Raw genomic sequence first — 15,023 nt, forward strand, 5'->3', positions numbered from 1 at the left:
ATCAACCAATTGATATTTAATATGAAAAGTTACTTGCTAAAGTAACAGGATCATCAGATTGTTTTCAGATACAGCTCCTGTAATTCCTGCGCTGTAAATGCTTTGGAAGGTAAATTCTGGACAAGTTCTCCCTGTTTCATAATACCGATATTGGTAGCAACACTTACCGCATTGAAAATATCATGAGTTGCCATTAAAACCGTTCTGCCTTCTTTACCCAGCTGTCTTACAATTTCTGTAAATTCTGCAGTAGCAATCGGATCCAGCCCGCTGGTAGGCTCATCCAGTAGCAGTACTTTTGCATCTTTGGCCAGAGCAATGGCAATTCCAACTTTCTGGCGCATCCCTTTGGAATAACCGCCCAATGCTTTATGATGGGCGGTTTCCTGCAAACCGGTACGTTTAAGGAGCGCAGACAGTTCATCTTTCTGGTAATCAAAACCTGCGATTTTGGAGAAAAAATCAAGGTTTTCTATTCCTGTAAGGTTAGGATATAAAAGAACGGTTTCAGGAATGTAAGCCAGGTGTTTTTTTATCTTTTGCGGTTCTTCTTTTACAGAAATGTCATTAATAAAAGCATCTCCGGAAGTTGCTTTAATGAGTCCCAGAAGAATATTGATGGTTGTACTTTTTCCTGCTCCGTTTTGTCCGAGCAGCGCAAAAATTTCTCCTTTTTTTACTTCCAGATTAAGAGAATGAAGAGCGGTGAAATCGTTGTATTTTTTATGCAGGTTGACTGTTTTTAACATAGTTTTCTGTATTTGTATTGTGAAAGAATGATGAATAAAGCAATGAAAATGAGGTAGGGAAGAAGTATCTGTATCCATTTTATAGAGGAAGAGAATTTGAAAACCTCTATCGTTTGTTGTGCCCAGTTGACAGATTCCGCACTCTTACCTGAGAAAATAAGAGGGTAGAAGAACAATCTTTTTTTCTCATGGAATTTTTTGAGTGATTCAGCATACTGCAAATGATTCTGCAGATCAGATTTTGCCAGATGACTTTCTACAAGCTGAGTATGTAGATTGGGAAGGAAATAACCTAAATAGGTTGCTGCCTGATTTCGTTTCTGCATTTTTTCCGTATACAGTTCGGATGATTTTGCAGATTCAAGATCTCCCATATGCTGCATGGCATAATACCAGGTCCAGGTGAATGCATCATTTTCTTCTACAGTGAAATTGCTGTATTGTGGATAGGCTTTGTAAAACTTTTCCATGGTAGGACGTTTGGCTTCATCCCATTTGTTGTGATAGCCTTCTCTCTGTTCCATCACAGCTTTAAGGGACTCATGAACCGGATAAAGCTTCTGTATCAGAATATTACTGCTCATCGGGATAATAAAATTGATTCCCACCCATACAATCAGAAGAATTAATGCGTTTTGAGCCGATGATTTCCGGAAAGACACAATCCATCTGCACAGGGAAAACCAGATCAGAATATACAACCAACCACTGACCATAAAAGCAATATAGTACGAGTCTAAAGGTATTTTTATCCAGACCGAAGCGATGATAATTAATACAAAATATACAACTGTAACAGCCAAAAGACGGATGAACATCTTATGATCCAGAAGCTTTTGTAAATTACCGCTCTGAACCGACAGCAGCTTCCAGGTTCCTCTTTCTTCTTCCTCAGAAATCAGATTATAGCAGAATGCAACAATCACCAATGGAAACAGGAAAACAACAACGAAACTAAAGTCAAAATTTCCAACTGCGGCATTAGCTGGATTATAAAAATCAGCATTGTAGCGCTGTTCCTCCAGATTTCGGATGGTTACTCCCTGAATAGAAGGATTCAGGTCACGCATTCCGATATTTAAAGCGGCAAGTCTGGGTGTTTCATTCACCAGATTGAATTTAATATAATAAAGAACCAGCCCCAGATCATCTTTGTGAAATTTTGTATTTCTTTCTATACTTTCTTTTTGAAATGCTCCGCTTCGGGAGATGATGTCTTCGTTTCTGTCTAAAAATTTTTTCCCTGTATAAATAGCCATCAGCCCGGCTATCAATAAAAACAGCAGAGCAATGATATAGGCTTTGTTACGGTAAAATTGGGTGTATAAATAACGATTCATTTAGATTAATTTTAATTTTCTTCCACTTATTTCGATCGCAATAATGCAGATAGCCATCCAGAGAATTAATGCAGCAGCAGGTATTGGCTGTTGTTTCATGCTGTCCGGAACAGAAGTATACCGATATTGGAAATCCGGGAACTTTTCCCAGTTGTGTTTGTCGATGACGGCAGGCGGTCCGCCATTTTCCGGTTTAATATTACTGATCTTCTCAATCTGCAAATCATTTAAATGTTGAGCCATCTGATAACGATATTCTTCTGCCTGTTTTTGAAACTGGTTATAAGAGAAGAAATCTGTGCCCGTTGCAATCATTGAAAAATTTTTGATCGCAATGGCAGGATTAATCAGTCCTGAAATATCAGTCAGATTTTGCTGTTTACTGTAAATGTTCTGCAGTTCTTTCTGATGTCTGATATAGATATGTGAACTTATTTTTTCCCCTTCCTTCATAACGAATCCGCCATAGTTGAAAGGAAGTTCATTGGTTGTTTTTACCTGATACTTCGCCAGTAGAGAGTCTTTGATTTTTTTGAAATGCGGATCATCAGGATTATGGCTGTCTCCAGACTTTAAAATATCCTTTTCCAGGCTCGTTTCAAAAGCAATCCGGGAAGGGGCAGGATATAAATTCTGCGCTGCAAACTGAATTCCTTTAGGCAAAACAATGATGAAAAGAAGCCAGAAACCAATAAGGCTGATCAACGCAGATGAGGTACTTTTACTATTTGCAGAAACCACTACGGTCAACGTGCAGATAAAAAAGTAATAGATCATATAAGCAGGTAACAGAAATGATAAGCGTAATGCAATATCCGCTGTATTGGTAGCCTCCGACATGAATGCAGCCATGAAAACAATGGGAATGACCGGAATCAGGAAACATAAAGAAAACAGCCAGAGTCCCAGGATTTTACCCCAGATAATATCTCTTCCGGAAGTTCCCTGCACACTGATGATCTTTAAAGTAGCATTCTCACGCTCCTGAACAATTAATCCAAATCCTAGAAAAAGAATAATCAATGGAACAATGCTCTGCAGAATAAATGCACTGCTAAATGCCCCAAATCTGACTAAAGTTCCGGAACTTCCGGCTTCCGAAAGGTTGGCAGTATTTTGTTTATGCGCCTCCAGAAATATGACATTTCCAAGGTAATCATCCAGTCCGTTGTCAAAAATATTTAGTGGATGCCCGATTCTGAAAACCAGATAACCATAATGAGCCATACGGTGCGGATGTTTGTCTGGTCTGTGCTCCCAGTTTTCCCGGACTTCTTTCCGGTATTCTTTTATTTTCGAAAAAGAATCCGTGTATTTTGTATATCCTATACCAATACTCAGCATACAGAACAGGAGTACGGCAATCGTGGTGAGCAGATTTTGTTTTCCTTTAAACAAATCCTGCCAGGTTTTTCTCACCATCAGTTGTAAGTTTGAAATGGCCATAATTTAAAATTTATAAGTAGCAGTTAGTAAATAATTTCTTGGAGTTCCCGGAAACAGTCTTAAATAGTTCTGAGCTCCTATCCAGTAGACTTTGTTGGTGATATTATTCAGATTAAAAGAGAGCTGGACAGTCTTTGCAGGAGTATAATACAATGCTGCATCTATTGTTGTATAGGCGGGAAGCTCAAAACTCCTTGTAAACCACGGAACTTTAGAACTCTGATAAAGTATTCCGGCACCAATCCCAAAGTCTTTGAGGAATTCAATAGTTGAAAAATTGTAGCGTGTCCAGATATTCACCGAATTCTTAGACGTGTTTTCCTTTCTTTTACCTATGACATCGGGGTTACTGTCATCCATTATTTTAGCATCAATATAGCTGTAGCCTCCGTAAATATGCCATTGTGGAAGAATATGACCGGAAAACTCAGCTTCAAATCCCCGGCTTCGGTCTGCACCACGCTGCACAAGTTCGTCAGGTTCTGAAGGATTATTGGCATTGATTAAAATATTTTTCTGGTTGATTTCATACACTGCAAGATTCAGAGAAATTCTTCCAAAAAGCTGTGCTTTGATTCCCAGCTCTTTAAGATCAGAAGTCAAAGGTTTGAATCTTGCTGCAGATCCTGTAAGACTCGAGGTATTGGGCATCAACGTTACCGTATTGGACTGAGGTTGATAGCCAGTTAAATAAGTTCCATATATATTGATATGATCCGTTATGCTATAGGTAATACCGAATCTGTACAACAGTTTATTATTGTTAAAAAAGGTCTCATTAGCTTCTTTGAAGTTGGTAATATCCTGAAACCATTCCTGGCGAATTCCCGTTAATATTTTAAACTTTTTCCAGGTAAAAAGATGCTGGATATAAGCTGCATGCGTTGTGGTAAGAGCAGAAGGTAAGGGCGTGATCACATTAAGCGTATTAAAATCCGCACCCTGATAATTTACAGCTTCCGGATTCAGATCAAATGGCGTGACATTAGGCTTAGGAATGATTGTTCCATTATAATTAACGGTCTGATAATCCGAAGCTTTTGCAGGATTGTAAGAAGAAGCTACCGAACCGTTCTTCAGCAGAAAACCTCTTGCTGCATTCTGTTGTCCGCCTTTACGTTTCTCCCAAATTTGACTGTCATAGCCTATCAAAGCCTGGTGCTGAACAGCCCCGGTTTTGAATTTAAAATTAAAATAAGCATTAATGTTATCTGTTGCCCAGTTTTGCTTTCTTTGTACAAACTGCATCATGGCAAGGCTGGAAACCGATTTGTTATCCATATCAGGCACAAAAGAGTTGGTTGTTCTATGCTCCTGCAGGTTTTCTCTCCAATATTGCTTCATATAGGAAGCATTAAAACTGATGGATTGGTTAAAATGATGGGCAACCGTTCCCATTACTATGAGTTCTCTGGTTTTAAAAAAATCATCCGGAGCTCCTAAATTCAGATTTCTAGGAGTGCTGTATAAATCTGTTTTTCCTGCTACGGCTCCGAAAATCGGCTGCCCTCTGTCAAGGTTTCCATAGAGATCATTGAAAATCATTTCTATATTCACGGATGTTTTTTCATTCGGAACAAAGGTGATAGAAGGAGACATCAGAATACCACTGTTTTTAACATGCTCCCTGAATGAATGAGCATTTTGATACGCTCCGTTAAAACGGAATAATAAAGTTTTGCTCTTATTTAAAGGACCTGTAAGATCTGTAGTGACACGGTAAGTTTCAAAGCTTCCACCTGATAAACTGATTTCGTGGCGAGAATTTGATAATGGTTTTTTAGTAACCATATTGATGGTCCCTCCGGGATCTACACTGGACATGGTAATACTTGCCGGCCCTTTGAAAACCTCCACACGTTCTATATTGGAAGTCATCGGTTGTAAAAAATAATACTGTCTTGTCCTCATTCCATTGATGATCTGGCCTTCTTCATTCTGGCTGATGCCACGGATGTTGTATTGGTTATAATAGCTGGAAGGAGAAACTCCGTTCACATTTTTCATCACATCTCCAAGCTGGAAAGCCTGACGGTCGGTGATCAGTTCTTTGGTAACGGTATTGAGTGCTAAGGGTAGATCTTTGTTTTTCATCGCAACCTTGGTGGCGGCAAAAGAATAGTCGGAAGTATAATCTTTAGACTTTCTTCCGATGACCTCTACGGTTTGAACCACAGTAGATAGTGAATCTTCAGAACGGGATTGAGCATACAGAAATGATGATGCGGTGATGAAACTTAGACTGAAAAGTTTCACAGAATTTGGGGAAATACAATGAATTATTCCCGAATAATTAAAATTACTGGTAGTCATGAACAGGGGTGTACGGGCATTGAATTTGCCCATTAATAAAAGGATATCCTTATAGGTGTGAAGACACAGGTATCCACGGAATTACAGTACAGACTAAAAAATCTGTAAACGAAAATATTAGGGCAGCATAGATTAAGCTACTGCAGAAAATAGATATGGAGGAGCTCTGGAACTGAAAAGTCCAGAAGACAACGATAAGAAATGGCTTTTGGTTGTGGCATCTCGTTATCATTGGTAGTGTCGATAGCAAAATCCAAATTCAAAGGTTCAGGGAGAAGAACACTACTCATGTGTAAATGAAGTGCACACTGACATTCGTCGTCCTGAGAAAAAGTAGGAATTTTCTCTTCTTTTGAACCTTTTTTATAAGTCACTTTACCTTTGGAGTGCCTGGCATGGTCAAGACATGTTGTAACCCCGCTGACATTTGAAACAAATATCAGAAGTAAAGAAAAAACAAAAAAGACTCTGAGAAATTTTTGCATAATAGAAAAACAAATGTACAATTTAATTTGATAAAAATTGAATGATGAATAAAAAGTAGCAGATATTTTTAGCTTTTACTTGGAATTAATAGATTTGAATTTACTTTATGGAGTAAGGTTGTTCATATGAATTTAATCTTAAAAACTTAAGACTGACTTCTGTGGTTCCTGATCGTAATGATATTGAAGGAATAGCACATGACTGCGATGGCACTTGTGGAGATCCTTATAATAATTGTGTTGCCATTTTAAAATCTATGAAAGCTGAACGGATAAAGGTGAATGATGTTAAATTAACAAGCCGGGTATATCAATACAAAGGTTATTCTGAACATTTCATGGTGTATAGATAATAAAAAGCCGAAAGCAAAACTACTTCCGGCTTTATATTCTATTTCATTTTGTTATGGAATCAAAACAGCTCTACCTCTGATCTTTCCATTTCTCATCCGATCATAAACTTCATTGGCCTCATCCAGTTTATATTTTTCAATTTCAATATGAATTTTTTTCTGTCTTGCCAATCCTACCACTTCCATAAGCTCAACTCTTGATCCCCAATAAGGATTCGTCATGCTCACCCCAAATGGCAGTCTGGACATGCTGTACTGATAATGACCTCCGCCCAATCCGACAATGGTAAGATCACCATCCAGACTCACAATTTTAGTTCCGAGCTCAATGGTGGATGTTGCCCCAACAAAATCAATGACCACCTTAGCTTTTTTGATTCCTGTAATTTTCTGAATCTGTTCTGCTGCATCGGCATCTTTTGAGTTCACAGTAAATGTCGCACCCAGTTCTTTGGCGAAGGCTAGTTTTTCGTCCGTTACATCACAGGCAATGATTGTACTGCCGCTAACTTCTCTAAGGATCTGCAGAGCAACGTGCCCAAGTCCTCCAACGCCAATCACTACAACATACTCATCGGGTGTTAGTTTAGACAATGATCTTTTAATCGCGGAATAAGGAGTCAAAGCTGCATCAGTAAGCGGAGCGGCAATCACAGGATCCAGATCATAGATAGGAACTAATAATCTTGAAGAAGGAACAAGCATATACTCAGCCATCCCTCCATCTAGTCCCAAACCACCTCCATAAGCCATTTCGGACTGATGGTCACAATAATTTTCTTTGGATTGCTGACAGGGTTTACAATGGCCACATCCCCATGGACCATAGACCAGAACGGCATCTCCTTTTTTATAGCCCTTCACGTCAGGCCCTACTTCTTCAATCCAGCCGGCATTTTCATGGCCTAATGTGAATACTGAACCTCCTACAGTTCCCTCGTCAATAATATGAAGATCAGAGTGGCATACACCTGCTCCTCCAATTTTTAGCAAGACTTCATCTCCTTTAGGAGTGGGTTTTTTCATATCATTGACAACACGGACATCTTTGTGCCCGAAAAAACGTACTGCTTTCATAACTTAATATTTTAAAACTTATACCTTAAATGTACGAAAATTGATTTTGAATAACGGGTGATTTAATTGATATTAAACTAATATATGTCAGTAAATTATGGAGAAAATTCTATGGTGATGTGCTTGTAAATTATTACATTAAAATAGGTGTCAAAAGGTTTTTTGGAACGGTATGATTCAGATCATATTCGATCGTGTAAACACTTAATTATATTTGAGCATTGAAAATTTCATATTTCTGACAAATTACAGTATAACCTCTCAGTGATTCGGGAGGTTTTTTTGTGGAGAAATTTCAATATACAATTAGAACTATTGATTTATAGGTTACATGTCACCCAGCAGATGATTTCTCTATATTTTTAATACAATTCTAAACAACCATCGATGTCTCACGTAAGGTTTTTATTGTCAATTTGTTATAAAAAAACAGTTCCTTTTTTAAATAAGCAAATTAGATAACAACTAGCAATCAGGAAAACATACAAAATAAACTTTTAAATTGGGCAACTCTATCTTTAAACGGCTTAAATTATACTCATGTTCCAATATCTGCTGACAAATTTCTAAATTAATTTGTTAATATTATAAAATGATCTATTTTTAGTATTTTATTACAAAAATACTATTTAATGCCAAAAAAAATTATAAGAAATCTTCAAATTGGAGTAGTGATTTCTTTGATACTTCTGATTGCTAGTTCCATAGCATCTTATATAAGCATACATAAGCAGATGGAGAATAGGAAAGACTTATTAAAAAATAAGGAATCTATAAGCTTAGCAAAAGATATCTTAAATACTCTTTTAAATGCCGAAACAGGAAATCGAGGATATCAGCTTACCGGAAGGGAAAGTTTTCTTGAACCTTTCAATAAAAGTAAGAGTGAATATCCGTTGCTTGTTTCTAACAAAGGTAGACTTCATCTGAGAGATAAAGATCAGATTAATATCCTAAATGAATTGCTGCATACTTCAGAGATGATGATGAAAGAATATGTATTGCTTATTGAGAATCGTAAAAAAGGAATATTAATGAGTCCGGACGAACTTGTACAAAACAAGGAGGCTATGGACAGATGCCGCATGCTCGTTCAGAAATTTGTAAAAAAGGAGGAAGTTCAACTTGCTATAAAAAATGAAGATCTGAACAAGTCTTCCCAGTGGACCGTTTTGTTCATCGTTTTTTCTGCCATGGCAGCCATTGGGGTAACTATTTTTGTTTATATACAACTAAAATCTGACCTTATCCGACGCGGGAAGTTGGAAAAAGATCTGTTTAACACTAAGGAAATGCTTGAGGAAACAAGCTTAGTAGCCCAAGTGGGAGGTTGGGAAGCCAATATGAAGACCGGAAAGCTCTTTTGGTCTCAAAGTACAAGAGAAATTCACAAACTGAAAGATGATCTCCAGCCTACTTTCGAAACTGCCTTTGATTTTTACAAAGGAAAAAGTAAGGAGAGAATAAAATACCTTTTTAACAGAGCAATACAACAAGGAATTACTTTTGATGAGGAGTTTCAGCTTTTGCGTAATGATGGAGTTACGATATGGGTAAGAGTAAAAGGGATTCCCGAATTTGAAGGTAATAGCTGCAAAAGGGTTTTCGGAATCATTCAGGACATTGATGCCTTCAAAAAGATGTTTCTGGAGGTTACCCGCAAGGAGGCTATAATGCAGTCTTTTGCCACTGATGTTCCTGTTCCTTTGGCCATGTTTGATAAAGACCTTAATTATGTTGCCGTAAGCAACAGATGGAAGGAGGAATTTAGTATGAATAATATAGATCTTATTGGTAATAATCTTTTCACTATATCACCTAGTATACCCAAAGAAAGAAAAGAGATTTATGACAATGCGCTGTTGGGAAAAACCTACATCAACAGTGACTATACACTAAAGGTAGAAGGAAAAGAACAAATTCAGCATTACGACCTTAAAGTCGGACCTTGGTATCTTACAAAAGATGAAGTAGGAGGGGTAATTATTTCCATACAGAATATTACAAATGCTGTAAAGATAAATGAAGAACTAAAAAATGCCAAGGAAACAGCAGATATTGCCAGCAAAGCAAAATCCGAATTTCTTGCCAATATGAGTCATGAGATCAGAACTCCTTTAAACGGAGTTATTGGCTTTTCAGACCTTCTCCTCACAACACCGCTGAATGAAACACAGATGCAATATCTGAATTACATCAATGAGTCAGGGGAAAACCTGCTTAGCATTATCAATGATATATTGGATTTTTCTAAAATAGAATCCGGAAAAATGGAGCTTTTGATTGAAAAATGTGATGTTTATGACATGTTGAGCCAGGTTATCAATGTTATTATTTATCAATCCCAGAAAAAAAATATCGAACTTCTTCTCAATATTGAACCGGGTCTTCCAAAAATACTTTTTATGGATGAAGCAAGGTTAAAGCAGATCTTGATCAATCTTCTTGGGAATGCCGTGAAATTCACAGAAAAAGGAGAGATCGAGCTAAAAGTAGAGAAATTACGTATGGATGATCGTACTATTGCTTTGCGTTTCTCGGTTAGAGATACGGGAATCGGCATCCCTGTTGAAAAACAGAAATACATTTTTGATGCCTTTACTCAGGAAAACAGTTCCATCAGTAAACAATATGGTGGCACGGGTCTAGGGCTTACTATTTCGAACAATATCCTGGGATATATGGGAAGCCATTTGTCGCTTAGAAGCGCAAAGGAAAGCGGTTCTGTATTTTTCTTTGACATTGAGATTCCTTACGAGATCTCTCAATTGAGAGAGGAGGATGAAATAACGATCAAAACGGCCCTGGTGGTTGATGATAATGAAACCAACAGGATCATTCTTGAGCACATGCTTAGCTATAAGAATATCAAATCTACCCTGGCTTCTAATGGGATGGAAGCATTAGATATCTTGTTGAAAGGTGAGCGGTTCGATGTGATCCTGATGGATTATCATATGCCTCTTATGTCCGGATTGGAAACGATTGATAAAATGACAGGGCTGTTCAACCAGCGAAAAGAGACTTCCCCATTTATAATACTTTCTTCTTCTTCAGAAGAATTGAGCATATTTACCTCGGTTAGGAAAATACAAAATGCACATTTATTGTTGAAGCCTATCAAATCACATGAACTATACAAAACCTTAAAAAAAGTAGATCGAAGTTATACAGTGGAAACCGGGAAGGACCAGTCTGAAAAAGTTTCCCATTTATTTGCCCCGGAATTAGATGTGCTTTTGGTTGATGATAATGTTGTGAATATGGTCCTGAATAATAGAATGATGAAATCTCTTGCTCCCAGTATACATCTAACGGAAGCAGTCAATGGGCTGCAGGCTCTGGAGGAATGCAGGAAAAAGCAGTTTTCCATTATCCTGATGGATGTACAGATGCCAATAATGAGCGGTATTGAGGCAACACAAAATATCAGAATGCTGCCGGGATATGAACACATACCTATCATAGGCGTTACAGCCGGAAATGTGCTGGGCGAAAAAGAAAAGTGCCTTGAAGCCGGAATGAATGATTTCCTTCCTAAACCTGTAAGAAAGGCAGATCTTCTTGAGGTGCTCAAAAAATATATTAGTGTTTAGAATTTTAAAAAAAATGGTGCTCGATTTCTTCTACTAAGTTACTTTTTACTTAGAAATATTTTTACAAAAAAGATTTTAAACAATCTATAAAAACAGAGGCTATCTTAAAAAGGTAGCCTCTTTTAATATTATATATCATTATCTATATTAATTCAAGAGCTTAAAAGTTAATTGAATAAGTTTTTTTAATTAAATGGGAAACCTGCTGTTAGTACCAAAGCGGTACGTTCCCATCGATCTTTTTTTGAATTTCTGCTATTAAACCAATCATTTGTCTGTAATTGGATACCAACAATTGCTTCTAATGGAGCCCCTTTTTTAGTTGCAAATATTCCAATCGAAGGATTAAAAGTGGGTTCAAATTTTTCATCCATATTGTAGTTCAAATGTAAATTTGCAAATATTCTACTTTTATAAAGATATTTTCCCAGATCAAAATTTACTCTAGCAAATTTGTTATATCTTTTAATATCTGATGATAAATAAGCTGAAGTAGTTTCTGAAACTGTTCTTTGCGAATTTCCCTCATTAATAGTTTGTGTGGATGTTATAATTTCAGATATGTCTAATAAATCTGTATTATCTTTAATTCCTATAGACCCTGAAATTCCTGAAGAAAAGCTACCAAGATGCTTTAAAAATGAGTTCTCAAAGCCGAAATTTAAGAAATTCCATCCATAATTAATTCTAGCACCTAAATTAGCCTGATCATTAATTTGTTCAGAGAAAGTTGCCATAGAATTAAATACATTATATCGAGAATAAATTAATTCAGCGGAAATAAAACTGTACCTGAAGTTAATAGCATCTTTTGAATTACGATCACCATAATTTGTTTTATCCATTAAATAGTTTACACCTAATTTACCACTGAATTGCAGTTTACCTCCTTTAAATATATTAGAGGTTCCATCTTTTGAATTGCCAACTCCTGTGATTATCCAATAATTGTAATTTTCATTGTTGTCAATTTTGGATGATTCGGGATTTATAGAAAAACCTATTGATGATTCTTTAAAATTGAGAGATAGTGTACTTGATGTAAATAATTGAAAAGATGTTTCGCCGGCTCCGTCTTGCAGTACACTACTTTGCGCATTCAGTTTAAGCGTTAGTAAAACTACAACTAATATAGATATTGTCTTTTTCATATTTGAGCTTTTTTCGGTAAATCTTTTACTGGCTTTTCTCTTACTGAAAGATTTCTTGCAGTATCTCCTGTAGTGCCTTTCCATTCAAGAAAATTTACTTCATCACCATCGCTAAGGATAATTTTCAAATCGGCTGTCCATTCAGTATCACTTACGCCAAATACTTTCAATGTGTAATCAAAAGGGTTCTCAATCAAAAGTTCAATTTCATTATTAGACCAAGTTTTTCTATCTTCTGATTTATCAAGATGTATTGACATCATTTCATTTTCAGGGTAAAAGCGAACTTTCTCAAGTCTGCCTTCCGACACTAACTTAAATTTGAATTTAACTTTTTGCATAATATTGGTTTTTAGGTTACTATGACTAAGTTATGCAAATTGTAAAACTTTAAGTACCGTAGAAACACGTATTTTATTAAAATAGGACATAGGTAAGAATTTCAAAATCGGTAACATCAATGGGACCTTTTTTGTAAATATTATTTAAAACATATGAAAATGTCTCATCAATATTATTATTTTCCTGTATTCTACCTATGAAATTTTCACTCATTTGCCACGCAAGTGAGGATAAAGATGACTTTGTCAGACCTTTAGCTCAGGTTTTAAGACAGCAATATCGTGAGGTTTAGTATGATGAGTTCTCGCTAAGTAGCCTCACCAGGGATCGAACCTGGATCTAAAGTTTAGGAAACTTCTATTCTATCCATTGAACTATGAGGCCTGGCTAAGATCATAAAATTACAAATTATTTGCCTTAGTAGCGTAATGATCAAGATGTTGATTCAAGAGAAAAACATTAACAACAAATGCTCAAGTAGGTTTTAGGAGTTTTATAATCTGGTTTTCTCTGAAATGATAGAAATTTTTTTTAGATGGGATGAGCTCCCTTAATCTCATTTTATTCCTATTTAAAGCATAAAATGTGGTATGAATTAGTTATTCATAATACTTTAAAAATTGCTACGTTTTGAAATATTGTAAGTATTTTTGAGGTTTAAATATCTGTAACTAATTATTGATTTTAACTTCTATGATTTTAATTGTTGATGACAATCAAAGTAATCTTTATTCACTGCAAAAATTACTAGAGTCCAAAGATTTTCAGGTGGAAACAGCCAATTCCGGTGAAGAGGCGCTTGCTAAAGCCCTTAAAAACGACTATGCCCTCATTATTCTGGATGTTCAGATGCCTGATATGGACGGTTTTGAAGTAGCAGAAACATTGGCAGATTACAGTAAAACAAAAGAAGTTCCCATTATATTTTTATCTGCTGTTAATACAGATAAGAAATTTATAACGAAAGGCTATGCTTCCGGTGCTAAAGACTATGTCACGAAACCTGTAGATCCTGAAATTCTTTTACTGAAAGTAAAAACATTCTATAATCTTCAGGAGCAGAATATAGCAATGAAGAAGGCCCAGCAGAATCTTGAGCTGGAGGTTAAAGGAAGACGTGAATCACAAGTGACAATGAAGTCTCAGATTGACCATTTTCACTTAATGCTGGAGTCACTTCCACAAATTGCATTTACCCTTAATGAAGCCGGAACTGTGGATTTCGTGAACGGTAAATGGTATGAATATTCAGATTCTGAACAGAATTTTCCTGAAATATATCCGGATGATCCTGATATAACAGAAGAATTTGAGAGATGCAGAAAAAAAGGAAAAGCTCTTGAGCTGGAGGTCAGAATTAAAAATGTGGTTTCTGGTAATTACCGTTATCATTTGCTTAGAGTAACGCCGGTATTTGATGAAGGCCGTATTAAAAACTGGGTGGGAACTTTTACCGATATTGATGATCAGAAGAAAGTTGAAAAAGAAAAAGATGAATTTTTAAGCATCGCCAGCCATGAGCTAAAGACTCCTTTAACGAGTATTAAAGCCTATGTTCAGTTGTTGGAAAGAAAATTAAAACTCGATAAAGAAAGTTCTGAAGCAGGATTTGTAGCTAAAGTTCAGGGACAGATTGAAAAGCTGAATACCTTGATCACTGATCTGCTGGATGTTTCTAAAATAGAAAATGGCAAGCTGAAAATTAATAAAAAACCCGTTAATCTGGAAAATTTGATCAATAATGCCATTGAAACAATCATACAAACTCATGATCAGCGTGAAGTGAAAATTGAGCGTCACGGAACAAAACCGGATATTTTAATTCCTTTAGACGAAATCCGTATAGAACAGGTGCTCATCAACTTTCTGACCAATGCTATAAAATATTCACCAGATAATAATCAGGTGATTGTTACCACTTTTGTAGATGAAGAAGCTGAAGAAGTAAGAGTGAACGTAACAGACTTTGGAATTGGTATCCCGGATTTTAAACAGGATGCGGTTTTCAAAAAATTCTATCGTGTAGAAGAATCCTCACTGCAGTTTCAGGGAATGGGAATCGGGTTGTTTATCTGTTCCGAGATCATCAAACAGCACCATGGAAGTGTTGGGGTTTCCAGTATAGTAGATGAAGGCTCTACTTTTTATTTCACATTACCACTAAACTAATT

At 36.4% G+C, this 15,023-nt stretch carries 10 protein-coding genes and 1 tRNA gene; 2 read left to right on the top strand and 9 right to left on the bottom strand.

The window, feature by feature from the left end; translation table 11 throughout:
• Window positions 1-53: 53 nt before the first annotated feature.
• From RHP76_RS01935 to RHP76_RS01960, 6 genes are all read right to left on the bottom strand, one after another.
• Complete coding sequence (locus tag RHP76_RS01935; RefSeq protein ID WP_062670135.1) at window positions 54-749, bottom strand: ABC transporter ATP-binding protein; 696 nt, start codon at window positions 747-749, stop codon at window positions 54-56.
• The gene (locus RHP76_RS01940; protein WP_311229345.1) at window positions 743-2,089 is read right to left on the bottom strand and encodes a DUF3526 domain-containing protein; all 1,347 of its coding nucleotides are present in this window, start codon (window positions 2,087-2,089) and stop codon (window positions 743-745) included. Before RHP76_RS01940 ends, RHP76_RS01935 begins: the two co-directional genes overlap by 7 nt.
• Window positions 2,090-3,535 (bottom strand): ABC transporter permease, encoded by a 1,446-nt coding sequence (locus tag RHP76_RS01945; protein ID WP_216444773.1) that lies wholly within the window; start codon window positions 3,533-3,535, stop codon window positions 2,090-2,092.
• A 3-nt stretch (window positions 3,536-3,538) separates the two neighbouring features.
• Window positions 3,539-5,791, bottom strand: a complete 2,253-nt coding sequence (locus RHP76_RS01950) for a TonB-dependent siderophore receptor (RefSeq protein WP_311229346.1) — start codon at window positions 5,789-5,791, stop codon at window positions 3,539-3,541.
• Window positions 5,792-5,985: 194 nt separating this feature from the next.
• A complete protein-coding gene (locus tag RHP76_RS01955) occupies window positions 5,986-6,333 on the bottom strand; it encodes a hypothetical protein (RefSeq protein WP_311229347.1) in 348 nt (115 codons plus the stop codon).
• A 404-nt stretch (window positions 6,334-6,737) separates the two neighbouring features.
• On the bottom strand, window positions 6,738-7,763 hold the full coding sequence (locus RHP76_RS01960) for an NAD(P)-dependent alcohol dehydrogenase (protein ID WP_311229348.1): 1,026 nt from the start codon (window positions 7,761-7,763) through the stop codon (window positions 6,738-6,740).
• Between the two features lie 632 nt (window positions 7,764-8,395).
• Between RHP76_RS01960 and RHP76_RS01965 the strand changes: the two genes are divergently transcribed.
• The gene (locus RHP76_RS01965; RefSeq protein ID WP_311229349.1) at window positions 8,396-11,359 is read left to right on the top strand and encodes a response regulator; all 2,964 of its coding nucleotides are present in this window, start codon (window positions 8,396-8,398) and stop codon (window positions 11,357-11,359) included.
• A 185-nt stretch (window positions 11,360-11,544) separates the two neighbouring features.
• Here RHP76_RS01965 and RHP76_RS01970 read toward each other — a convergent pair whose 3' ends face one another.
• The 3 genes from RHP76_RS01970 to RHP76_RS01980 all read right to left on the bottom strand — a co-directional run bounded on the left by RHP76_RS01970 (window position 11,545) and on the right by RHP76_RS01980 (window position 13,236).
• Entirely contained in the window at window positions 11,545-12,510 is a 966-nt protein-coding gene (locus tag RHP76_RS01970) for a hypothetical protein (protein WP_123278383.1), read from the bottom strand.
• Entirely contained in the window at window positions 12,507-12,851 is a 345-nt protein-coding gene (locus RHP76_RS01975; protein ID WP_123278382.1) for a hypothetical protein, read from the bottom strand. The genes RHP76_RS01970 and RHP76_RS01975 overlap by 4 nt, the downstream gene beginning before the upstream one ends.
• A gap of 313 nt (window positions 12,852-13,164) precedes the next feature.
• A tRNA-Arg gene (locus tag RHP76_RS01980) sits at window positions 13,165-13,236 on the bottom strand.
• Between the two features lie 309 nt (window positions 13,237-13,545).
• On the opposite strand from RHP76_RS01980, the gene RHP76_RS01985 reads away from it, so the two are divergent.
• Complete coding sequence (locus tag RHP76_RS01985) at window positions 13,546-15,021, top strand: hybrid sensor histidine kinase/response regulator (protein WP_311229350.1); 1,476 nt, start codon at window positions 13,546-13,548, stop codon at window positions 15,019-15,021.
• Window positions 15,022-15,023 lie beyond the last annotated feature (2 nt).

It is taken from the genome of Chryseobacterium sp. SG20098, assembly GCF_031844745.1.
In the GTDB taxonomy this organism is placed as follows: Bacteria; Bacteroidota; Bacteroidia; order Flavobacteriales; family Weeksellaceae; genus Chryseobacterium; species Chryseobacterium cucumeris.